Raw genomic sequence first — 21,385 nt, 5'->3', positions numbered from 1 at the left:
GAGGACTCTCACCTAAGTGAGTGACCTCTCGGGAGTCGGCCGCGCTCTCCGGGTTTTGGCCCGTGTCGCAGCGACTCCGATAAGTTACGTCAGGGATAACGCCGAGTCAAATGGCCTGCTAGGGCGGCTTTTTCGGGCCGATCCCAGCGCGCGCACGGCTGGCGTGCGTTGACTGCTGAAGTGACAACGCGCGAGCGTGCGCTCTTGTTCCCGGCCCATCGAAACACCCTGACCTGGACTTTTCAGCCCAGATGTCAGCCGGCCCTGTGCACGCCGGCGACATTGCGCTTGCCGCGGCGCAGCACGAGCCACCGCCCGTGGAGGAAGTCCGACTCCTGTGCCACCCACTCTTCTGTGGCGATCCTCACGTTGTTCACCGACACGCCACCTTCGGCGATGGTTCGCCGAGCCGCCCCCTTGCTGGCAGACAAACCGGTCGCGACCAGGAGGTCGACGATCGAATCCTCGCCTGCGGGAGCCACTTCCACGACATCGTTGTTACCGGCCTCCCGCAGCGCAGCCGCCAGGGTGCGCTCGTCGAGATCGGTCAGCTCTCCCCTACCGAACAGCGCCTGGCTGGCGAGTTCCACCGCATCGGTGGCCGCCTGGCCATGGATGAGGGTCGTGAGCTCGCGCGCGAGGCGGCGCTGAGCGGCGCGCTCATGCGGACGTTCGGCAGTGGCCTCCTCGAGTTCGGCGATCTCGCCGGTATCGAGGAAGGTGAACCACCGCAGATACCCGACGACGTCCGCATCGGCGGTGTTGATGAAGTACTGGTACCAGGCATAGGGGCTGGTCATCTCCGGATCGAGCCACAGGCTGCCGCCGCCGGTCGACTTCCCGAACTTCCTGCCCTCGGAATCCGTCACCAGCGGCGTCGTCAGCGCGTGCACTCCGGCGCCCGCCTTCTGACGGACCAGCCGCACGCCGGCGATGATGTTCCCCCACTGATCGGAACCACCGATCTGCAGCGAGCACCCGTACCGCTGATGCAATTCCACGAAGTCGTTGGCCTGCAACAGCATGTAGCTGAACTCGGTGTACGAGATGCCTTCGCCCTCGAGACGTCGGCGCACCGTGTCCCGGTCGAGCATGACGTTCACCGAGAAGTGCTTGCCGACGTCTCGAAGGAACTCGATCGCTGACATCTCCTGGGTCCAGGACAGGTTGTCCGCGATGATCGCGCCTGTCGGCGAGTCGTCGAAATCGACGAAGCGCTCCAGCTGACCGCGGATTCGCACGGCCCAGTCCGCGACCGTGTCCGCGGTCTGCAGCGTGCGTTCGCCGACCTCACGCGGATCGCCGATCATGCCCGTCGCACCGCCGGCGAGCACGATCGGGCGGTGCCCGGCCTGCTGGAAACGCCGCAACGTCAACAGCGGGATGAGGTGCCCGGCGTGCAAGCTGGGAGCGGTCGGGTCGAACCCGGAGTACACGGTGACCGGGCCGTCGGCCAGGGCTTCTCCGAGTGCGTCACGGTCGGTCGACTGCGCGATCAGCCCACGCCAGTCCAATTCGTCGAGGATGTCACTTCCCACACACCGATCTTCCCGTACTAGTCGCTGTCGCCGGGAGCCGGTGCCCGCGGGCTACGTCGGTAGGGCGACACTTCCGCGCGACCTGCCACCCAGAAGCGCCACGGGCGATCGGCAGCCTTGCTGACCCCGGTGCGGGGTCCCTCAACTGCGCGCGGACGGCGCCCCCACGAAAGACGGACCGGCGCAAGCGGATCGAAGAGGTCGAGGCCGTTGTCCCCCATCTCGATTCCGAGTGCTGAACACAGATTGCCTGGGCCTCTGGCCAGTGCGGACTCTTTGACCAGCTCGCCTCGGCGCCCGCGGGCGGCACCCACGCCGTCGTCGATCACCGCCGCTCGCAGAAGTACCGCACCGGCGACACCATCGGTGGCGCACACCACGTTCGCGCACACATGGATGCCGTGACTGCGATAGGTGTACAGGTGACCCGGCGGGCCGTACATCACGGTGTTGCGCCCCCCGCGCCCGCGAAACGAGTGCGACGCCGAGTCTGGCCACGGCCCGTCGGCCGGTCCCCCGTATGCCTCGACTTCGACGATCGTCGCCGTGACATCGCGTCCGGTCAGCTGGGCGCCGAGCAGTAGCCGGGCGGCTCGAACGGGATCGACGGACAGACGATCAGCCCCGCATGCGGGTTGGATTTCGGGGCTGAGCTGGGTGTCTTCCACCATCGCTGGCCATCCTACGGCTGCTCTTGACACCGTTCCGAGACGAGGCGCACTATTCATCACATGATGAGTTCATCGCACGATGAATTACCGTCGCTGTCGCGCGACGCCGCGATCGACATCGAGAATCTGCACGTCCGCCGCGGTGGCAGGACCGCAGTGGACGATGTCACCGTCCGCGTGACGCGCGGCACCATCACCGGGCTGCTGGGGCCGTCCGGATGCGGCAAGAGCACGGTGATGCGCAGCATCGTCGGCACACAGATCGTCTCGAGCGGAACCGTGCGGGTCCTCGGCCTGCCCGCCGGCTGCGCAGCACTGCGGCATCGCGTCGGCTACGTCACTCAGCAGCCGACCATCTATCCCGACCTCCGCGTCGTCGACAACGTGCGGTACTTCGCCGCGCTGTTCGGCAGCGATGCGGCGGATATCGACGAGGCCCTCGACGCCGTGGGCCTCGACACGCATCGCACTGCACTCGCCGGCAACCTCTCCGGCGGCCAGCGCACCCGAGCGTCACTGGCCTGCGCGCTGGTAGGGCACCCCGAGGTGCTGGTACTCGACGAACCGACCGTGGGCCTCGACCCCGTCCTGCGCGCCGACCTGTGGGACCGGTTCGCCGCTCTCGCGCGTCACGGCACCACGCTGTTGATCTCCAGCCACGTCATGGACGAGGCCGAGCACTGTCAGGACCTGCTGCTGATGCGCGAGGGCCGGCTGCTCGCGCACACCACCCCGAACCGACTCCGAGAGGACACCGCATGTCAGTCGCTGGACGAAGCGTTCCTGTCCGTCATCCGGCACGGCACCGCAGCCGCACGGGCCTGACGGCGGCCCGCCCGGACCTGAGGTGGCGCGCCTACCTCGCCACCACTGTGCGCATCCTGCGGCAGCTGGCCGGCGATCACCGCAGCGTCGCGATGATCCTGCTGGTGCCCAGCCTGATCATCGCGCTGATGTACTTCATGTTCGACGCCGTGCCCACCCGGCCGGGCATGCCGTCGCCGTTCGACAACGCGTGCCTGGTCATGCTCGGTGTCTTCCCGCTCATCGTGATGTTCCTGATCACGTCGATCACCATGCAGCGCGAGCGGGTGTCGGGAACGTTGGAGCGCATCCTCACCACACCGCTGGGTCGCTTCGCGCTGCTCGGCGGTTACGGCACCGCGTTCTCGCTCGCCGCGGCGGCGCAGGCCACGCTCGCCTGCCTGGTGTCGTTCTGGCTGCTCGGTCTCGACACCGCGGGCAGCCCGGTGTGGGTGTTCGCGATCGCCATCGTCAATGCGGTGCTCGGGGTCGGCTTGGGTCTGCTCTGCAGCGCGTTCGCCCGCACCGAGTTCCAGGCCGTGCAGTTCATGCCGCTGGTGATCGCGCCGCAGCTGCTGCTCTGCGGCATCATCGTGCCGCGCGAGCAGCTGCCCGACTGGCTGCAGTGGGCCAGTAATGCGATGCCGGCCAGCTACGCTCTGGAGGCACTTCGCCAGGTCGGCGCCCACGCCGAGCTGACGTCGCTGGCCGTCCGCGACTTCCTGATCGTCACCGGCTTCGCGGTGTCGGCGCTCGCCCTGGCCGCAGCGACACTGAGGCGAAGGACACCGTAGGCACCGTGACGACCGACCAGGATCGCAAACGTCCAGGGCGGCCTCCGGGCGCCTCGGACACCCGCGATCGGATTCTGACCGTCGCACGAGACCTGTTCGCCCGCAACGGGTTCGACAACACCTCGATTCGCTCGATCGCCGCCGGAGCCGGCGTAGACGGCGCATTGGTGCACCACTACTTCGGTACCAAGACCCAACTGTTCGCTGCCGCGATCCACATTCCGATCGACCCCATGTCGGTGATCGGCCCGCTGCGCGAGGTGCCGGTCGAAGAGATCGGCCACGTTCTGCCGTCGCTCCTGCTGCCGCTGTGGGATTCGGAGATGGGCAAGGGATTCATCGCCACGCTGCGATCGTTGCTGGCCGGCAGCGACGTGTCCATGGTCCGGAGCTTTCTGCAGGACGTCATCGCCGCGGAAGTGGGCAGCCGGGTCGACAGTCCGCCCGGCACCGGCCGCGTCCGCGTGCAATTCGTGGCGTCGCAGCTGGTCGGCGTGGTGATGGCGCGCTACATTCTCGAGCTCGAGCCGTTCAGATCGCTGCCGGTCGATCAGGTCGCGGAGACCATCGCACCGAATCTGCAGCGCTACCTGACCGGCGACCTGCCCGCGCTCCGCGCGATTGACTGACCGTCAGGCGCCGTCGGCCGCGGCGGCCAGGCGTCGATGCTCGTCGTCGTCCACCGTGACGGCCTCGTCGATCAGCAGGACAGGGATGTCGTCGTCGATGCGGTACTTGCGATGCAGCCGAGGGTTGTAGAGACACCCATCGACGTAGAGAAGAGGACCCCGGTCTTCGGGGCACACGAGCAACTCGAGCAGAGCGGGATCGAGCGTCATCCCGTCCGACCGGGCATCGGGAAGATCGTGTCGTTGGGATCCTGGATCATCGGATTGCCCGGGCCCCAGCTCGGCCCCATCGGCGCCTGCACGATGCCCGGAGTCGCCGGCGGCGGCACTGCGGGCTGCTGCACCTGATTGGATGCCTGCATTTTGATCTTGCGCTGCGTCATCAGCGTCGCCTGCAGAGCTTCGACGAGCGGAGCCTGGTTCGGGCGCTTGTCGAGTGCATCCGCCAGTGCCGCGGTGTTGGCGCGCGAGGGCTTGAAGCCCTGCATGCGCAGCGTCATCACCTGATCGATCAGCTTCGACACCTGACCGCCGCCCGACCCGGTGTTGTACTGCTCATTGATCATCATGAGGATCCGATCGGGTGACACCGGCGGAGGCGCATCGCCTGTCGCCGGCGCTGCGGCCGGATCAGCGGCCGCCACCGGGACTGAGAGCCCCGCGGCAATGCCTCCGACCAGTGCGGCACCAGCCAGCGCTGTTCCGGCGGCGCGGCGCCAGGTGCGTGGTGACATGAATCCTCCTCGAGTCGCCAGCGCGAGCCTAACAGTGAGGCACGCGCCCGGCATCACTGCTGTGTGCCGGCAATCTCGCTGCGAACAGCCGCAGTCAACCGCTTGTACCGATGGGTATCGGCATCCCGGTACCAGGCGTTACGGGACGCTTTCGGAACACCGTCCGCCTGCAGCGGTCCGGCGAGTGGACGGTACGTGGCGGTCAAGCTCATGTCCGCGACGACGTGCACGATGTCGGGCGACGCGCCGACGGGCAGATCGGAAAGCGCCTCGGACAGATCAGCTGTCGTGATGCTGCCGCCCGGGCGCAGCGCCAACGCCGTCACCGCCAGCGGGTGGGCGTCGACGGGCACCGCGTAGGTGACGGCCATGTCGACCGCGCCGAGGCGGCTGACCGCGTCGTTGACCGTGGCCGCGAAGACCGGCCCGCGCGCGGTGTGGATCACCGCGGCCCGGGTGTCGACGAGCCAGTAGTCGCCGTCCTCGTCACGACGGAACAGGTATTCGGTGGACACCCAGGTGTCCGCCGGCGCGAACACGCCACGCTTGACCGAGGCCAGCGGATCGACCGGACCACGCGGATGAGCGAGTAGGACGCCGACCTCGTTGGTGTCGGCGCGGCGGACGAAACCGCGGTCGTCCTCCAGGATCAGGTTGTCCTCGGGGTCGTAGGCGGCCAGCGCGATCTCTCCGCCACCGGGCAGCGGCCTGCCCTTGCTGCCGACTTTCGCACCGGCGACGTTGGCCAGTACCGCCTGCCCGTCGGTGGTTGCGAAGAACTCCACGACCTTGGCCGGTTCGAAGACCTCCACGACCCGTTTCCACAGCCCACTGGGCATACCGGAACCGATGAACACCCGCACCGGGTGATCGCCCGTCAGCGAGAACTCGGGATCGTCGATCACGTCCCGCAGCATCGCCCACGTGTAGGACACCACCGTCACGCCGTACTGCCGGATCTCCTGCAGGAAGCGGTCAGGCCGCGGTCCCCGGGACAGTGCGATGCGCGCACCCGCGACCACCGCGCCACCGAGGCTCACCAGCAGACCGGACTGATGGTGCAGCGGCGTCAGGCAGTAAACGGTGTCGTTGCGGCCGAGGTTCGCCGCCGACGCGGTGCCGAACGCCGACAACGCCCACCGGTAGTTGGTGATCTGGCGGGCGACCATCTCGCCGCTGATCGTGCTGAATCCGATGAAGGCAAGGTCGCGGGCAAGTCCGGGGTTGGGTCGGTACCAGCCGGGCAGATCGACGCGGTCCGGGTCGATCTGCTCCATGTCGATGACGCCGGCGTCGTCGGGCAGGTGCAGGTCGCGTGATTCGCCGCCACCGAGGACGAGCACCCGCGTATCGAGCGTGCGGGCGGCGTCCAAGTGGTTCGGGTCGGCGATGATCTCGGTGACCGCGCCCAGTCGCGCGGCGGTGGCGAGATCGGCGTCGGGCGGCATCAACACCGCGACCGCTCCGAGCCGCGACAGCGCGGCGATCGCGACCAGCGCGCTCGGGCGGGTGTCCATCAGCACGCCGACCCGCGCGCCTTGACGCACTCCGACGTCGATCAGGCCGCGCACGACGTTGTTGATGCGACGATCCACCGCCTCGTAGGTGTGCACGCGACCGTCGAACAGCAGCGCCTCACCCTGCGGGGCATCCCGGGCCTGTTCACTCATGATGCGGCCCAACGAGATTCGGGTGTGATCGTTGACCTGGCCCAGTCGCGCGAGGCGGGGCAGAGTGCGTGCGGTCTCGACGGCGAGCGTGCGTGCCGACCGATTCGCCGCGACCAGCGCGTCGGCAGCGGACTTCGCCAGCGTGAGTGCCATCTCCGTCGCCGCGGCGGTGCCGTGCGCTAGCCGGGAGGTCAGGGAGACCCCGCTCTCCGAGGATTCGGCGGGTGACAGCGCCATCGGCGCCACGCCCTCGGGCTTGGCACCGGATCCGTCGAGCCACTGCACCCACTGCGCGACCGTCGGCCACGTCTGGTTGGCCGCCTTGGATCCGACGACCAGACCGAAATGTCCGGCGCGGATCAGGAACTCGTACACGTCGGCCTGCGGTGCGGCCCGCTTGATGCCGCGCACCGAGGCGGGCTGACCGATGTCGTCGACCTCGCCGACCACCGCCAGCACCGGGCAGTCGATGTCCGAGAGAGTCACCAGATCGCCGTGGACGGAGAAGCCCCCGGTCATCATCCGGTTGTGGGCGACGAACTGTTTGAGCAGTTCGGAGATCGCCGGGCCAGACCACGCGATCCAGCCCTCAGAGGCCAGGAAACGGCGCTGCTGCTCCCGTGGGAGCAGGGCTTCCCGGTCGTGCAGCTGCAGCAGGAACTCCACCCGCGACTGAGCGGTCTTGATCGGGTCGAGCATCTGGAAGCCGGTGCGGGCCATCCACCCGGGGATGTCGATGCGGCTGAAGACGTGGTCGGCCATGAAATCGGCGGCCGCCGGGGCGAGGGTGGCGGGCAGGTTCATCGGCAACGCCGCCAGCGTGTCGACCGGTGAGCCGAAGGCGATGAGGCTCGCCAGATCTTTCGAGCGGCGGTAGGCCGCGGTCTGGTAGGCGAACATGCCGCCCTGCGAGTAGCCGGCCAGGTGGACATCGCGCCCGGTCACGGATTTGACCGTGTCGACTGCCTCGCTGAGCGCCACGATGTGGTCGGCCAACGTGCGCTGCATGCCGCCTTCGACCTTGTCCGGCGAACCGAAATCGATGACCCACGGGTCAACGCCGGCGCGGTGCAGGATGCCGACCGCCCCGTCCTCACGGGTGACGTCCCACATGTCGGCCGACATCATCATCGGGTGGACCATCAGCACGGGCGGGCCCGCGGGTGCGGCGCCGGGCCGGGCGTCGGGCGGGAAGTAGCGGCGCAGCCGGTACATCGGCACGCTCTCCACGATCTGGAACGGCGAAGGCACCGATCCGGTCTCCAGGCCGCCGTAGCGGAGGACCTCGAGACCGTTCTGAGCGGTCGCGACCAACCGACCGAACGGGCCGGTGATCGCCGACAGATCCACCAACGCCTGCTCCCCTATCGCCGACCCCGAACCTCTGATCCCCCCAGTGCAGAGGTCATCATGGCACAGCGGAGGCCTATCATCGGCGCCTGATGGCGAACCTGATCAACCTGGAAAAGGTGACCGTGGGCTACGGCACCCGTACGTTGCTCGATGCTGTCAGTCTCGGTGTCGAAGAGGGCGACGCGATCGGTGTGGTCGGCCGAAACGGCGACGGCAAGTCGACGTTGCTCAAGGTCCTCACCGGCACACTGGCACCCGACTCCGGACGGGCTACCCACACGTCGGGGCTCTCTGTCGGCTATCTGCGACAGGCCGACGACTTCGCGCCGGAGGACACGGTTCGCGGAGTGATCGTCGGGGGTCGGCCGGACCACATCTGGGCTGCCGAGCCGAACACCCGCGCCGTCGTCGAACACCTGCTGTCCGGGGTGTCGCTGGACGCCCCGGCGGCGGAGCTGTCCGGCGGCGAACGGCGCCGTGTCGCACTCGCCGAGGTGCTGCTGGCCGCCCACGACGTGCTGGTGCTCGACGAACCCACCAACCACCTCGACGTGGAAGTGATCGGATGGCTCGCCCAGCACCTGTCCGCGCGGCCTGCGCGGGCGCTCGTGGTGGTCAGCCACGATCGCTGGTTCCTCGACGCGGTCGCCACGAGCACCTGGGAGGTGCACGACGGCGCGGTCGACGCCTACGAGGGCGGCTACGCGGCGTTCGTGCTGGCGCGCGCCGAACGCATGCGGATGGCCGCGGGTACCGAGGCGCGGCGCAGGAACCTGATGCGCAAGGAACTGGCGTGGCTGCGGCGCGGGCCGCCGGCGCGGACGTCGAAACCGAAGTTCCGCATCCAGGCCGCCAACGACCTGATCGCCAACGAGCCGCCGCCGCGCGACTCGCTGGCGTTGCAGCGTTTCGCCACCTCCCGCCTCGGCAAAGACGTGTTCGATCTGCACCGGGTGGGTCTGCAGGTGGGCGACCCGCCCCGCACGCTCCTCGACGGCATCGACTGGTCGATCGGGCCGGGCGCGCGCATCGGGCTGGTCGGGGTGAACGGCACCGGAAAGTCGTCGATCCTCAAGCTCCTCATCGGTGAGATACCCCCGACCTCGGGCACGGTCAAGCGCGGTCAGACGCTGTCGATCGGCTACCTGAGCCAAGCCCTCACCGAACTGCATCCCGACGAGCGAGTGCTCGACGCGGTCGAGAGCAACAAGCGCCTGACCGAGGTCGCGGGCGGTCGCGAGGTCAGCACCTCGACCCTGCTGGAAGACTTCGGGTTCACCGGAGACAAGCTGACCACGCGCCTGGGCGAGCTGTCCGGCGGTGAGCGGCGGCGGTTGCAGTTCCTACGACTGCTGCTCGACGAGCCGAACGTGCTGCTGCTCGACGAGCCGACCAACGATCTCGACATCGAGACACTGACCGTCATCGAGGACTACCTCGACGGCTGGCCCGGCACGCTGATCGTGGTCAGCCATGACCGCTACTTCCTGGAGCGCGTCAGCGACGTGACCTACGCGTTGACCGGCGGCGGACGCTGCGATCTGCTGCCCGGGGGCGTCGAGCAGTACCTGGCCGCACGGTCGGCGGCCGACACCCCGGCGCCCGCTCGCACCGACCCGGTGCGCGGTGAATCCGCCGCCGCGCGCGATCGCCGCGCGGGCAAGGAGATGTCGAGGATCGAGAACCAGCTCGCCAAACTCGACGACCGGATCGCCGCGGTGCACGAGGCGATGGCCGACGCCGCCGCCGACCACGTGCGGGCCGGCGAACTCAACGGTGAGCTCGCCGACTTGCTCTCTCGGAAGGACGAATTGGAGCAGGCCTGGCTCGAGCTGGCCGAGAACGCCGGATGAGGACGGGGCTGTCCTACATCGCGCGTCCTTTCGTGCTGTGCTGGCGGTATTGGCCTCAGCTCGCCGCCTGCTATCTGCTCGGGCTGCTGGGGCGCCGGGCCGCGATCGAGCTGGCTGCGTGGGCCGGGTGGGACAACGACCTGTGGGCCGCGCTGATCATGCCACTGGCCGGTCTGGCGCGGCTCGGGTCCTACGTGGCGATGTTCTTCGTGCTCCGGTCGGGCGTCCCGGCGCTGGCTGCACTGCCGACCCGTACCGCGCGCCGCGTCGATGTCTTCGCCACCGTCATCGTGCCGTTCTTCGCGATCTACCTGGCGTGGAAGATGTTCGCCGAGGACTGGATCGCCTACGAGAATCGCGCGCTGGACTATCGCATCGGCGACGCGATGACGACCCCCGGCACGGCCGATCTGCATCCCGAATCGCTGCCCGTCGGCACCGTGACGCTGGTGCTGATCGTCGCCGCCCTCGTCCTGCGCTACGTGCTGAGCCGGTTCAAGGACGTGATGCCGCGGTGGATGATCGCGGTCCGGGTGTACGTCGACGCACTCTGGGTCTTCCTCGGCCTCAGCTTCGCCGCCAGCCAGGACGTCACCTTCTTCATCAACCCGACCGGCTGGCTCTCGCAGCGGCGGATCGTGGTGTGGTTCACCGAGACTCGCGCCGAGCTGTTCTCCCACTTCCGGCCTCTCGAGGTCATGTGGGACACGGTCACGTGGACTGTGAGCGCGGTGTTCGGCGGCGCGACGATCCCGCTGCTGTGGTTGGCCGTCGCGGCGATCGTCTACGGCGTGTCGATGCCCGCGGACTGGCGCAGCGCCGCACGTCGCGTCGCCGGTCAGCGCGCCGACCTGATCTTCGAGCGCGCCGCGACGCGGCAAAAGCGGGTGCGGGACCGGTGGTCGCAGCTACCGGAGGTCCGCCGGTCGGAGGCCCGCGACGTGGTGCTGTCCCGGCTCGGCAACTACCGGCCGATCACCGATTCCGCGCGGCTCATCCTGCACGGCGGCGTGCTCGCGTTGGCGCTCTACGTGCTCGGCTATCTCGGGTTGGCCTGGCTGGACATGGCGGGCAGCTTCTACCGGCCCGAGGTGCGCGCCGGAAACCTCTTCCGCGGCGCGGCCTGGGTGCTGGGACCTCACCCGCAGGCCTACTGGGATGCCGTGCGCCCCACCCTGGTCTTCCTGTCGCACCTGATCATCGAGCCGCTGCGGGTCTGCCTCATCGCCTCGACCGTGGCGTACTGCCTCGAACACGTACGCCCGCAGCAGGTCACAGCACCATCCGCACCGTGATCTGACCGTTGTTCGTCACGTCCAGGGCCGTGGGCACCACGTCGTCGGGCAACAGGAACGTGAATTGCACGGGCCCGGGCAGGTTGCACAGCGACGTCACCCCCTCGGGCGGGATCGGGGTGTATCCACCGACGCCCTCGGCCGTCCAGCGCGTGGTGCCGTCGGTGATCACCGCGGTGCAGTAACCCTGGTCGGGGGTTCCGGATCTGTCGACGTCGAGCACGGTCAGCACCGTGCCGGCAGGAAGCGGCGGCCCGAACCGCGTCGGGCTGCGATTCAGATGCGTGATCGACGTCAACCGCCAGGTCTGCCCGCCGGCCGAGCCGCTCTCGCCCTTTCCGATCACGACGCGGGGCTCGACAGAGTTCCGGTAGGCCGACCAGTCGGCTCGGAAGTCGATGATCACGTACACGACGAGCGCGCAGACCACCACGACGGCGCCGAGGACGTTGCGCTGCCACAGCTGTGCGGGCTTCATGCGCTCGCCTCCGACGGCGCCAGCCGCAACTCGGCGCTGCGGCCGATCGCTTCCGGCGGAATGGCGATCACCAGCCGCGAGTCGAGCAGGTCGCTGCCCACCCAGACGCGCAGCACGAGCGAGTCGAGATCACCGTCGTCGATCAGCGCCGACGCGACGTCGAAGACCCAGCTGCCGCGCTGTTCGATCCCCGGCGCCAGAGAACGCCCGAGAGTTGTGGTCAGGAAGCGGTCGGTGGGGATGTAGGTGTTCGGACCGACGAGCAGGTCGGCGTGCGGCACATCGGTGCTGCCCTGGGCCTCCACCGTCGTCTCGACGACGACCCACCGGCCGGCAGCCGGCACCGAATCGACCAGTGGTGCAACCCGAACCGACGTGACGGTGGCGGTGACGCCGCGACCGCGCACGGGCTCACCGGCCGTGCCGTGTACATCGAAGGGCCCGTAGAGGTCGGTCGGCGTGGGAAGGTTGTGCCAGACCAGCGCCGCCACCGCGACCAACACGAGGACGCATACCGCCGACAGCGTCGACCGGATCCTCGCCCCGCTCACCCGGGTTCCTTCACGGTCAACTCGGTGACCCCGTAGTCGGTGAGGCTGTCCAGCCACTCCTCACCGCCGTAGGTCACCATCAGCTGCTTCAACTGTTTCTTCCACACCCGCACGCTGACCGTGTCGCCCGACTGCAGAGCGTCGCGCGGCACCACCCACAGATAGGCGAGCTTCTCCGTCAACCCGGGTCCGAGGGTCTGGATCTGCGACCCGTCGCGGACACGCCACGCGCCGAAGAACTCCTTGCCCGGCACGTCCCGCAGATCGAGCTCGTTGCGCAGCCGTCCCGGCGTCGTGCCGTCGTTGGTCAGCGTGACCGTCACACCGAGGTACAGCTTGCCCGGCTGGACGGGGCCGATGGTGCGGTTACCGCCGGTGACCTTCGGTAGCAGCGTGGCGCCGTGGACGGTGACGGTGTACTGACCGTCGGAGAAATCCTCGCCGGCGGCGAACGGGACGGCCCCGGTGTTGACGGTGTCGAGACCGCCGAACAGTGCCGCGACCGCGAGGACCACGGCGAGCGCCGCCTTCCACCACTGCCGCACCGGGCGTTCCGCCAGCCAGCGCCGGATTCGAGACCATCGCCGGGCAGGGCGGCTCGGCACCGCGGGCTGCTCGGCGGAGTCCATGCTGGCAGATGCTAGCGGCGCAGCCGGATTCGCAAGTCGTCGGACGCAGCCCGGACCGCGCTGAGCTGCCGGGCCACCTGGACCGGGGCGGTGCCGCCCCGCGCGTCACGCGAGTTGACCGACCCTTCGACGGTCAGGACGTCACGAACCTCGGGACCGAGCTCGGGATGGATCGCGGCGAGTTCGGCGTCCTCGAGGTCCTCCAGACCGACGCCGCGCGCCTCCGCGGCCCGGACCGCCGCACCGGCCGCCTCGTGCGCCACACGGAACGGAACACCGCGGCGCACAAGCCATTCGGCGATGTCGGTGGCCAGCGTGTATCCCAGCGGGGCGAGCGCGACCATCCGGTCCTCGTCGAAGTCCAGCGTCGCCACCAGGCCCGCCATCGCCGGCAGCAGCAACTCGAGCTGCGCCGCCGAATCGAAGACGGGCTCCTTGTCCTCCTGCAGGTCACGGTTGTAGGCCAGCGGCTGGGCCTTGAGGGTGGCGAGCAACCCGGTCACGTTGCCGATGAGACGACCGGCCTTGCCGCGGGCGAGTTCGGCGATGTCGGGGTTCTTCTTCTGCGGCATGATCGAGCTGCCCGTCGACCACGCGTCGTGCAACCGCACGTACCCGAACTCGGTGGTGCTCCACAGGATGATGTCCTCGGCCAACCGGGACAGATCGACCGCGATGAGGCCGAAGACGAACGCCGCCTCCGCGGTGAAATCGCGCGCCGCCGTGGCATCGACGGAATTGTCGGCGGCGGCGGAGAAACCGAGCTCCTCGGCGATCGCATCCGGATCCAGCCCCAGGGACGACCCGGCCAGCGCACCCGATCCGTACGGTGACACCGAGGCCCGTTTGTCGGCGTCGAGAAGACGGTCGACGTCGCGTAGCAGCGGGTGAGCGTGCGCCAACAGATGGTGTGCCAGCAGGATCGGCTGCGCGGACTGCAGATGTGTCTTGCCGGGCATGATCGCGGTGGGATGCGCGGCCGCCTGGGTGGACAGCGCGGCGACGACGTCCAACACGCCGTCGGCGACCCGGCGGATCGCGTCGCGCAGCCACAGCCGGAACAGCGTGGCCACCTGGTCGTTGCGCGATCGGCCGGCACGCAAGCGTCCGCCGAGATCGGCACCCACGCGGTCGATCAGGCCCCGCTCCAGCGCCCCGTGCACGTCCTCGTCGGTCGCGAGCGGGCCGAAGCTGCCGTCGGCGACGTCGGCGCCCAGGCTGTCCAGCCCGGCGAGCAGCCCGTCGCGCTGGTCGTCGGTCAGCAGCCCGGCGCGATGCAACACTCGCGCGTGCGCCTTCGACGCGACGACGTCGTAGGGCGCCAACACCCAGTCGAAGTGGGTCGACTTGCTCAGTGCGGCAAGCGCATCCGAGGGCCCGTCGGCGAACCGGCCACCCCAGAGCGACCCCTCGTTCGTGCTCATAGCTGTTGCTCTTCGCGCAAGCGGCTCATCGGTTTCCGGCCAGGTCCCGCCGCGCCGACAGGCTCGACGACAGCCCGTGCACGTGCACGAAGCCCTTGGCCGAGGACTGGTCGAAGGTGTCGCCCTCGTCGTAGGTGGCGAGGTTGAAGTCATACAGAGACTCGGCGCTGCGCCGGCCGTTGACCGCGATGTGACCGCCGTGCAGCACGAGCCGGATCTCACCGGTGACGTGCTGCTGGGTGTGCGCGACGAACGCCTCGAGCGACGACTTCAACGGCGAGTACCAGAGGCCGTCGTAGACCAGCTCGCCCCACTTGCGGTCGGTGCCGCGCTTGAACCGGCCCAATTCACGTTCCAGCGTGACGTGTTCGAGTTCGGTGTGGGCGGTGATGAGCACCATCGCGCCGGGCGCCTCGTAGATCTCGCGGCTCTTGATGCCGACGAGGCGGTCCTCGACCACGTCCAGGCGGCCCACACCCTGCGCCCCGGCACGGGCATTGAGCTGCTCGATGGCCTGCAGCACCGTCACCGGCTGGCCGTCGATGCTGACCGGCACGCCCTTCTCGAATCCGACGATCACTTCGTCGGGACTGCTCCAGTTGACCGTCGGGTCCTCGGTGTAGTCGTAGACGTCCTTGGTCGGCGCATTCCAGAGGTGTTCCAGGAAGCCGGTTTCCACCGCGCGGCCCCAGACGTTCTGATCGATCGAGAACGGCGAGCGCTTGGTCACGTTGATCGGGATGTCGTTCTGCTCGGCGAAGGCGATCGCCTTCTCGCGGGTCCACGCGTAGTCGCGCACCGGGGCCAGCACCTGCAGGTCGGGCGCCAGCGAGGCGAAGCCGACCTCGAAGCGGACCTGATCGTTGCCCTTGCCGGTGCAGCCGTGGGCGACGGTGCCGCCGCCGTGTTCGCGGGCCGCCTCGACGAGGTGCTTGACGATCAGCGGCCGGCTCAGCGCCGACACCAGCGGGTAGCGATCCATGTAGAGCGCGTTGGACTGGATCGCTGGCAGGCAGTACTGCTCGGCGAACTCGTCGCGGGCGTCGACCACGACGGCCTCGACCGCACCGCAGTCCAGGGCGCGCTGACGCACGACGTCCATGTCCTCGCCGCCCTGCCCGAGGTCGATGGCCACCGCGACCACTTCGCGGCCGGTCTCCTTGCCGATCCAGCTGATGGCCACCGAGGTGTCCAGACCGCCGGAATACGCCAGGATGACGCGCTCGGACATATCTCTTTCTCCCTTGTTCGTATCAGGCTTTGGCGAGGCTCTCCAGAGCCTCGCTGAGTTCGGCACCGGTCATCGGCTCGCGCGCGATGACGAAGATTGTGTCGTCGCCGGCGATGGTGCCGACGACGTAGGGCAGTGCGGCCCGGTCGATCGCACTGGCCAGGTAGTGCGCCGCACCCGGGGGTGTGCGCAGGACGGCGAGGTTGGCGCTGGCGTCGGTGGCGACCAGCAGGTCACCGAGCAGCCGCGACACCCGTTCGGTGCCGCCGGTGACGCCGCGCACCGGGCTGCCGTCCTCGGGCACGATGTACACCCCGCCACCGCCGTCGGCGCCGCGCAGCTTGACCGCACCGAGCTCTTCGAGATCGCGCGACAGCGTCGCCTGCGTCACGTCGATGCCGTCGGCGGCCAGCAGCGCCGCCAGCTCACCCTGGCTGCGGACCTGCTGAGCGGACAGCAGCGCGACGATGCGGGCCTGGCGGCCCGCGCGGGTGGAGGCGGTCACGAATGCTCCAGCAGCCACACCAGCAGCGCCTTCTGGGCGTGCAACCGGTTCTCGGCTTCGTCCCACACGGCGCTGCGCGGACCGTCGATCACGTCGTCGGTGATCTCGTGCCCGCGATGGGCCGGAAGGCAATGCAGCACAACCGCTTCGGAGTCTGCGCGGGCGAGCAGATCGGCGTTGACCTGGAATGGGCGGAACGGCCGGACCCGATCGAGTCCGTCGTTCTCCTGACCCATGGAGATCCAGGTGTCGGTGACCAGCACGTCCGCACCGGCAGCCGCAGTCTGCGGGTCGTCGGTCATCGTCACCGTGGCACCGGTCTGCTGCGCCCGTGCCTCGGCGGCCGCGACGAACATCGGATGCGGGGCGAAGCCGTGCGGTGCGGCGATCGTGACGTCCACGCCTGCGGTGACGCCGCCCAGCATCAGCGAGTGCGCCATGTTGTTGGCCCCGTCGCCGAAGTAGCTCAGTCGCAACCCCTTCAAGCCGCCCTTCCACTCCGCGAGGGTCTGCAGATCGGCGAGCACCTGGCACGGGTGGAACTCGTCGGAGAGCGCGTTGACGATGGGCACGCTCGAGCCCGACGCCATCGCCGTCAGTCGCTCCTGGGCGAAGGTGCGCCAGACGATCGCGTCGACGTAGCGGGAGAGCACCGCGCCAGTGTCCTCGAGCGTCTCCTCGCGGCCCAGCTGCGTGCTGCGCCCGTCGACGACGACGGCGTGGCCGCCGAGCTGAGCGATGCCCATCTCGAAGGAGAAACGCGTTCGGGTGGAGTTCTTCTCGAAGATCACCGCGACGCCGCGCGGCCCCTCCAGGGGCCGGCGGCTGAAGGGCTCGCGCTTGAGGTCGGCCGCCAGCGCGAGCACCTCGGCCTGCTCGTCCGGGGTGAGGTCGTCGTCGCGCAGGAAGTGCCGGATCATGACTCACCCGCTGTGTCGAGGATGGCGGGTAGAGCGGCGACGAAGGACTGCGCCTGCTCCTCGGAGAGGACCAGGGGCGGGGCGAGCCTGATGATGCCGGGTGCGGCGGCGTTGACGAGGAAGCCCGCGTCGCGGGCGGCGGCCTCGACGGGCTTGGCGACCTCGGCGGTCAGCACGATGCCGCGCAGCAGCCCGCGACCGCGGACGTGGTCCACCAGCGGATGGCCGAGCTCCTCGATGCCGTGGCTCACGGTCTTGCCCAGCACGTCGGCGTGCTCGATGAGGCCGTCGTCGGCGAGCACCTTCAGCACGGCCAGTGCCGCCGCGGTGCACACCGGGTTCCCGCCGAACGTGCTGCCGTGCAAGCCCGGCGTCAGCAGCTCCGCGGTCGGTCCGATGGCCAGGCACGCCCCGATGGGGAGCCCGCCGCCGAGGCCCTTGGCGAGGGTGACGATGTCGGGGGTGATGCCGTCGTGCTGATGGGCGTAGAAGGCACCGGTCCGCCCGATGCCGGTCTGCACCTCGTCGAGGACGAGCAGGGCGCCGTGGCGTGCCGTGATCTCCCGCGCGGCGACGAGATAGCCCGCCGGCGGGACGACGACACCACCCTCCCCCATGATCGGCTCGAGGAAGACCGCGGCCGTCTCCGAATTGACAACGCGTGCAAGTTCTTCGATGTCCCCGTAGGGCACGTGCGTCACGTCGCCGGGCAGCGGCTCGAACGGCGCCTGCTTGGCCGGCTGCCCGGTCAGGGCCAGCGACCCCATGGTCCTGCCGTGGAAAGCACCTTCTGCGGCAACGAGTTTGGTGCGCCCCGTCAACCGCGTGATCTTGAACGCGACCTCGTTGGCCTCGGTACCGGAGTTGGCGAAGAACACCCGGGCGGGCGCTCCGAGGTGATCGACCAGGGCTTCGGCCAGCGCGATGCCCGGCTCGGTGGCATACAGGTTCGAGGTGTGTCCCAGCGTGCTCATCTGCCGGTGCACCGCCTCGATCACCGCGGGATGCCCGTGGCCGAGCACATTGACCGCAATCCCGCCGAGCAGGTCGACATAGGTCTTGCCGTCGACGTCGGTGACCACCGCACCCTGCCCGCTGGCCAGGGCCAGTGGCGGAGTGCCGTAGTTGTTCATCATGACCGCGGACCAGCGGTCCAGCAGAGTGTGGCTCATCACGGCACCACCTTCGTGCCGGCGCCTTCGTCGGTGAACAATTCGGCCAGCACGCAGTGCTCTACGCGGCCGTCGATGACGTGTGCGCTGGGCACGCCGCCGGTGATGGCACGCAGGCAGGCCTCGATCTTGGGTACCATGCCCTCCTCCAACGTGGGAAGCAGTTGCGTCAAAGCGGCGGAATCGATTTCGCTGACGAGCGAGCCGCGGTCGGGCCAGCTGGTGTAGAGGCCTTCGACATCGGTCAGCATCAGCAGTTTCTCCGCCCCCAATGCCTCGGCCAGCGCTGCCGCCGCGGTATCGGCGTTGATGTTGTGGACCCGTCCCTCGACATCCGGCGCGATGGTGGACACCACGGGTATCCGGCCCGCCGCGATCAGATCCCGCACCGCGTCAGTGCTGACCCGCTCTACATCGCCGACCAGTCCGATGTCGGTGGCCACGCCGTCGACCAGCACATCGCGACGCACCGCGGTGAACAGATGCGCGTCCTCTCCGGTGATCCCGACCGCGTAGGGACCGTGCGCGTTGATCAGGTTGACCAGTTCGCGGCCCACCTGACCGAACAGCACCATACGTGCGACGTCGAGCACCTCGGGTGTGGTGACGCGGAACCCGCCCTTGAATTCGCCGGCGATTCCGAGTTTCTTGAGCATCGCGCTGATCTGCGGACCCCCGCCATGGACGACGACAGGGTGGACGCCGCAGTTGCGCAGGAACACCATGTCCTCGGCGAAGGCCACCTTGAGCGTCTCGTCGGTCATGGCGTTGCCGCCGTACTTGACCACGACGATCTTGCCGTGCAACGCCTTGAGCCAGGGCAGCGCGGCGGCGAGGACCAGCGCCTTCTGCGACGTGGCGATGGTCATGAGCTGTAGGCCGAGTTCTCTTCGACGTATGCGTGCGACAGGTCGGTGGTGCGGATCGAGGCCGAGGCGGCGCCGACCCCCAGATCCACCGTGACCACGATGTCCTCACCCGTCAGATCGACGTCGCGCGCGCCCGGCGCCCCCACGCTGTCCACACAGACCGGAAAGCCGTTGAACGACACGGTGATGCGATCGGCATCCAGCGGAACCGGCGCCATGCCCACGGCGGCGAGCACCCGGCCCCAGTTGGCGTCCGAGCCGAAGAGCGCGGTCTTGACCAGGCTGTCGCGGGCGATCACCCGCGCCGCGGTCACCGCGTCGTCCTCGGTTTCGGCACCGGTGACGGTGATGAGAATTCGCTTGGTCACGCCTTCGGCGTCGGCCTGCAGTTGAGCGCACAGGTCCTCACAGACCGCGAGCACCGCGGCATCGAGATCGTCCTGACTCGGCGTGACCTCACTGGCCCCCGACGACAACAGCAGCACGGTGTCGTTGGTGGAGCAGCTGCCGTCGACGTCGAGGCGATCGAAGGTGGCCGCGGTCGCGCGACGCAACGCACGGTCGAGCGCGGCGGCATCGGCGACGGCGTCGGTGGTCAGCACGCACAGCATGGTGGCCAGCGACGGCGCCAACATCCCCGCACCCTTGGCCATCCCACCGACGGTCCAGCGATCCTGATGATGCAGCGCAACCTGTTTGGGCACCGTGTCCGTGGTCATGATCGCCCGAGCGGCCTCTTCCCCACCGGTGAGGCCACCGGCCATCTCGTGCACGATCTCGGTGACGCCGGCGCGCACCTTGTCCATCGGGAGGCGATCACCGATCAGGCCGGTCGAACACACGGCGACCTCGATCGCCCCTGTCTCGGTGCCCCAGTCCGACAGTGCCGCGGCGACGGCTTCCGCGGTCGCATGCGCGTCCTGGAAACCGGCCGGGCCCGTGCAGGCGTTGGCGCCCCCGGAGTTGAGGATCGCCGCGCGCAGCCGACCGGTGGTGAGCACCTGCGTCGACCACAGCACCGGCGCCGCCTTGATCTTGTTGCGGGTGAACACCCCGGCCGCGGCGTGATCGGGTCCCTCGTTGAACACCAGGGCGAGGTCGAGCGCGCCGGATGCCTTGATGCCGGCAGCGATTCCGGTCGCCCGGAATCCGGCGGGCGCTGTCACCCCCTGCGTGCGCAGCAGCCGGGCGCTGTCAGCCAGATCGGTCACGGAGCCACCCCCACAGTCGTCAGTCCATCGGTCTCGGTCCAGCCCAGCGCGAGGTTCATCGACTGCACCGCCGCGCCGGCGGTGCCCTTGACCAGATTGTCGATCGCGGCGATCGCGATGAAGGTCTGCGCGTCGGTGTCGACGGCGATCCCGAGCTGGGCCGCATTGCCGCCAACGACGGCCCCGGTCTGCGGCAACCGACCTTCAGGCAGCAGGTACACGAAAGGTTCGGCGTCGTAAGCTTTTTCGTAGACCGCACGCAGATCGGACAGCGAAGCCCGGGTGCGGGCGGTGCAGGTGGCCAGGATGCCGCGGGCCGTCGGGATCAGCACCGGGGTGAACGACACGGTGACGTCCGCACCGCCGGCGACCGCGGTCAGGCCCTGGGCGATCTCAGGAGTGTGCCGATGCTTGCCGCCCACGTTGTACGCCCGCGCCGAGCCGATCACCTCGGCGGCCAGCAGGTCGACTTTCGCGGCGCGGCCCGCACCCGAGGTGCCGCTGACCGCGACGACGGTCACGGCCGGCTCGACGAGTCCGGCCGCCACCGCCGGCCACAACGCCAGCAGGGCGGCGGTCGGGTAGCAGCCCGGCACGGCGATCCGGGTGGCGCCACGCAACCGCTCGCGGGCGCCGGGCAGCTCGGGCAGTCCGTAGGGCCAATTGCCCGCGTACTGCGAGCCGTAGAAGCGCTCCCACGCGGCGGCATCGGTGAGCCGGAAGTCCGCGCCGCAGTCGATGATCACGGTGTCGGGACCGAGCTGCTCGGCCAACGCGGCGGAGTGGCCGTGCGGCAAACCCAGGAACACGACGTCATGGCCCGCCAGCACCTCGACGTCGGTGGGCTCGAGGACCCGATCAGCGAGCGGCAAGAGATGCGGGTGGTGTTCGGCGAGGGTGGTTCCGGCACTCGCTGCCGCGGTCAGGGCGCCCAGAGTGAGCGTGCCCTGCGCGTATGCGGGGTGCCCGAGCAACAGCCGCAGGATTTCTCCCCCGGCATATCCACTGGCTCCGGCCACGGCGACGGACGTCATGTCACGATCCTTGCATGCTT

Annotated in this window: 21 protein-coding genes; 5 read left to right on the top strand and 16 right to left on the bottom strand. The window is 69.0% G+C overall.

Annotated features, from left to right (window positions below; all coding sequences use genetic code 11):
* Window positions 1–254: 254 nt before the first annotated feature.
* Together tyrS and ACZ50N_RS12610 are read right to left on the bottom strand one after the other, a co-directional pair.
* Window positions 255–1,538 (bottom strand): tyrosine--tRNA ligase, encoded by a 1,284-nt coding sequence (tyrS, locus tag ACZ50N_RS12615; RefSeq protein ID WP_046365248.1) that lies wholly within the window; start codon window positions 1,536–1,538, stop codon window positions 255–257.
* 17 nt (window positions 1,539–1,555) lie between these two features.
* On the bottom strand, window positions 1,556–2,209 hold the full coding sequence (locus ACZ50N_RS12610; protein ID WP_464475503.1) for a DNA-3-methyladenine glycosylase: 654 nt from the start codon (window positions 2,207–2,209) through the stop codon (window positions 1,556–1,558).
* Between the two features lie 60 nt (window positions 2,210–2,269).
* Between ACZ50N_RS12610 and ACZ50N_RS12605 the strand changes: the two genes are divergently transcribed.
* The 3 genes from ACZ50N_RS12605 to ACZ50N_RS12595 are packed head-to-tail and all read left to right on the top strand — an operon-like array spanning window position 2,270 to window position 4,436.
* The gene (locus tag ACZ50N_RS12605; protein ID WP_046365250.1) at window positions 2,270–3,034 is read left to right on the top strand and encodes an ABC transporter ATP-binding protein; all 765 of its coding nucleotides are present in this window, start codon (window positions 2,270–2,272) and stop codon (window positions 3,032–3,034) included.
* Window positions 2,968–3,807: an ABC transporter permease gene (locus tag ACZ50N_RS12600; RefSeq protein ID WP_048424222.1), complete on the top strand. Its 840-nt coding sequence runs from the start codon at window positions 2,968–2,970 to the stop codon at window positions 3,805–3,807. Before ACZ50N_RS12605 ends, ACZ50N_RS12600 begins: the two co-directional genes overlap by 67 nt.
* A gap of 5 nt (window positions 3,808–3,812) precedes the next feature.
* Window positions 3,813–4,436 (top strand): TetR/AcrR family transcriptional regulator, encoded by a 624-nt coding sequence (locus ACZ50N_RS12595; RefSeq protein ID WP_464468107.1) that lies wholly within the window; start codon window positions 3,813–3,815, stop codon window positions 4,434–4,436.
* Between the two features lie 3 nt (window positions 4,437–4,439).
* Here ACZ50N_RS12595 and ACZ50N_RS12590 read toward each other — a convergent pair whose 3' ends face one another.
* From ACZ50N_RS12590 to ACZ50N_RS12580, 3 genes are read right to left on the bottom strand one after another with little or no spacing between them, the layout of a single operon-like run.
* Window positions 4,440–4,646 (bottom strand): Trm112 family protein, encoded by a 207-nt coding sequence (locus tag ACZ50N_RS12590; RefSeq protein ID WP_046365253.1) that lies wholly within the window; start codon window positions 4,644–4,646, stop codon window positions 4,440–4,442.
* The gene (locus tag ACZ50N_RS12585; protein ID WP_046365254.1) at window positions 4,643–5,170 is read right to left on the bottom strand and encodes a hypothetical protein; all 528 of its coding nucleotides are present in this window, start codon (window positions 5,168–5,170) and stop codon (window positions 4,643–4,645) included. The genes ACZ50N_RS12590 and ACZ50N_RS12585 overlap by 4 nt, the downstream gene beginning before the upstream one ends.
* Window positions 5,171–5,223: 53 nt before the next feature.
* Complete coding sequence (locus tag ACZ50N_RS12580) at window positions 5,224–8,190, bottom strand: acyl-CoA synthetase (RefSeq protein WP_046365255.1); 2,967 nt, start codon at window positions 8,188–8,190, stop codon at window positions 5,224–5,226.
* Between the two features lie 92 nt (window positions 8,191–8,282).
* On the opposite strand from ACZ50N_RS12580, the gene ACZ50N_RS12575 reads away from it, so the two are divergent.
* Window positions 8,283–10,046: an ABC-F family ATP-binding cassette domain-containing protein gene (locus ACZ50N_RS12575; RefSeq protein WP_464475502.1), complete on the top strand. Its 1,764-nt coding sequence runs from the start codon at window positions 8,283–8,285 to the stop codon at window positions 10,044–10,046.
* Window positions 10,043–11,341, top strand: a complete 1,299-nt coding sequence (locus ACZ50N_RS12570; RefSeq protein WP_464475501.1) for a hypothetical protein — start codon at window positions 10,043–10,045, stop codon at window positions 11,339–11,341. The genes ACZ50N_RS12575 and ACZ50N_RS12570 overlap by 4 nt, the downstream gene beginning before the upstream one ends.
* Here the strand turns inward: ACZ50N_RS12570 and ACZ50N_RS12565 are convergent.
* The 11 genes from ACZ50N_RS12565 to argC are packed head-to-tail and all read right to left on the bottom strand — an operon-like array spanning window position 11,319 to window position 21,365.
* A complete protein-coding gene (locus ACZ50N_RS12565; protein ID WP_052765305.1) occupies window positions 11,319–11,819 on the bottom strand; it encodes a hypothetical protein in 501 nt (166 codons plus the stop codon). The genes ACZ50N_RS12570 and ACZ50N_RS12565 overlap by 23 nt on opposite strands.
* Window positions 11,816–12,370: a hypothetical protein gene (locus tag ACZ50N_RS12560; RefSeq protein ID WP_464475500.1), complete on the bottom strand. Its 555-nt coding sequence runs from the start codon at window positions 12,368–12,370 to the stop codon at window positions 11,816–11,818. The genes ACZ50N_RS12565 and ACZ50N_RS12560 overlap by 4 nt, the downstream gene beginning before the upstream one ends.
* Window positions 12,367–12,999, bottom strand: a complete 633-nt coding sequence (locus ACZ50N_RS12555; RefSeq protein WP_464475499.1) for a DUF4352 domain-containing protein — start codon at window positions 12,997–12,999, stop codon at window positions 12,367–12,369. Before ACZ50N_RS12555 ends, ACZ50N_RS12560 begins: the two co-directional genes overlap by 4 nt.
* 11 nt (window positions 13,000–13,010) lie before the next feature.
* Window positions 13,011–14,423: an argininosuccinate lyase gene (argH, locus tag ACZ50N_RS12550; RefSeq protein WP_464475498.1), complete on the bottom strand. Its 1,413-nt coding sequence runs from the start codon at window positions 14,421–14,423 to the stop codon at window positions 13,011–13,013.
* Between the two features lie 25 nt (window positions 14,424–14,448).
* A complete protein-coding gene (locus ACZ50N_RS12545; protein WP_046365259.1) occupies window positions 14,449–15,654 on the bottom strand; it encodes an argininosuccinate synthase in 1,206 nt (401 codons plus the stop codon).
* A 22-nt stretch (window positions 15,655–15,676) separates the two neighbouring features.
* The gene (locus ACZ50N_RS12540) at window positions 15,677–16,159 is read right to left on the bottom strand and encodes an arginine repressor (RefSeq protein ID WP_464475497.1); all 483 of its coding nucleotides are present in this window, start codon (window positions 16,157–16,159) and stop codon (window positions 15,677–15,679) included.
* Window positions 16,156–17,079, bottom strand: coding sequence for an ornithine carbamoyltransferase (gene argF, locus ACZ50N_RS12535; RefSeq protein ID WP_133414305.1), 924 nt, complete (start codon window positions 17,077–17,079; stop codon window positions 16,156–16,158). Before argF ends, ACZ50N_RS12540 begins: the two co-directional genes overlap by 4 nt.
* Window positions 17,076–18,251, bottom strand: a complete 1,176-nt coding sequence (locus ACZ50N_RS12530; protein WP_464475496.1) for an acetylornithine transaminase — start codon at window positions 18,249–18,251, stop codon at window positions 17,076–17,078. The genes argF and ACZ50N_RS12530 overlap by 4 nt, the downstream gene beginning before the upstream one ends.
* Complete coding sequence (argB, locus tag ACZ50N_RS12525; RefSeq protein ID WP_464475495.1) at window positions 18,251–19,120, bottom strand: acetylglutamate kinase; 870 nt, start codon at window positions 19,118–19,120, stop codon at window positions 18,251–18,253. Before argB ends, ACZ50N_RS12530 begins: the two co-directional genes overlap by 1 nt.
* Entirely contained in the window at window positions 19,117–20,331 is a 1,215-nt protein-coding gene (gene argJ / locus ACZ50N_RS12520; RefSeq protein ID WP_046365264.1) for a bifunctional glutamate N-acetyltransferase/amino-acid acetyltransferase ArgJ, read from the bottom strand. Before argJ ends, argB begins: the two co-directional genes overlap by 4 nt.
* Entirely contained in the window at window positions 20,328–21,365 is a 1,038-nt protein-coding gene (gene argC / locus ACZ50N_RS12515; RefSeq protein ID WP_464475494.1) for an N-acetyl-gamma-glutamyl-phosphate reductase, read from the bottom strand. Before argC ends, argJ begins: the two co-directional genes overlap by 4 nt.
* Window positions 21,366–21,385: the final 20 nt, after the last annotated feature.

The sequence above is a fragment of the Mycolicibacterium obuense genome (assembly GCF_055397605.1).
This window is presented reverse-complemented; position numbering and strand designations above follow the sequence as displayed.

Bases quoted from the DNA above. Each gene is read 5' to 3' on its own strand.
- ACZ50N_RS12610 (WP_464475503.1), bottom strand. From the start codon at position 2,209: ATGGTGGAAGACACCCAGCTCAGCCCCGAAATCCAACCCGCATGCGGG.
- argC (WP_464475494.1), bottom strand. From the start codon at position 21,365: ATGACGTCCGTCGCCGTGGCCGGAGCCAGTGGATATGCCGGGGGAGAA.
- ACZ50N_RS12585 (WP_046365254.1), bottom strand. From the start codon at position 5,170: ATGTCACCACGCACCTGGCGCCGCGCCGCCGGAACAGCGCTGGCTGGT.
- ACZ50N_RS12605 (WP_046365250.1), top strand. From the start codon at position 2,270: ATGATGAGTTCATCGCACGATGAATTACCGTCGCTGTCGCGCGACGCC.
- ACZ50N_RS12600 (WP_048424222.1), top strand. From the start codon at position 2,968: ATGTCAGTCGCTGGACGAAGCGTTCCTGTCCGTCATCCGGCACGGCAC.
- argH (WP_464475498.1), bottom strand. From the start codon at position 14,423: ATGAGCACGAACGAGGGGTCGCTCTGGGGTGGCCGGTTCGCCGACGGG.
- argB (WP_464475495.1), bottom strand. From the start codon at position 19,120: ATGACCATCGCCACGTCGCAGAAGGCGCTGGTCCTCGCCGCCGCGCTG.
- ACZ50N_RS12555 (WP_464475499.1), bottom strand. From the start codon at position 12,999: ATGGACTCCGCCGAGCAGCCCGCGGTGCCGAGCCGCCCTGCCCGGCGA.
- ACZ50N_RS12590 (WP_046365253.1), bottom strand. From the start codon at position 4,646: ATGACGCTCGATCCCGCTCTGCTCGAGTTGCTCGTGTGCCCCGAAGAC.
- ACZ50N_RS12575 (WP_464475502.1), top strand. From the start codon at position 8,283: ATGGCGAACCTGATCAACCTGGAAAAGGTGACCGTGGGCTACGGCACC.
- ACZ50N_RS12545 (WP_046365259.1), bottom strand. From the start codon at position 15,654: ATGTCCGAGCGCGTCATCCTGGCGTATTCCGGCGGTCTGGACACCTCG.
- ACZ50N_RS12530 (WP_464475496.1), bottom strand. From the start codon at position 18,251: ATGAGCCACACTCTGCTGGACCGCTGGTCCGCGGTCATGATGAACAAC.
- argF (WP_133414305.1), bottom strand. From the start codon at position 17,079: ATGATCCGGCACTTCCTGCGCGACGACGACCTCACCCCGGACGAGCAG.
- ACZ50N_RS12570 (WP_464475501.1), top strand. From the start codon at position 10,043: ATGAGGACGGGGCTGTCCTACATCGCGCGTCCTTTCGTGCTGTGCTGG.
- ACZ50N_RS12565 (WP_052765305.1), bottom strand. From the start codon at position 11,819: ATGAAGCCCGCACAGCTGTGGCAGCGCAACGTCCTCGGCGCCGTCGTG.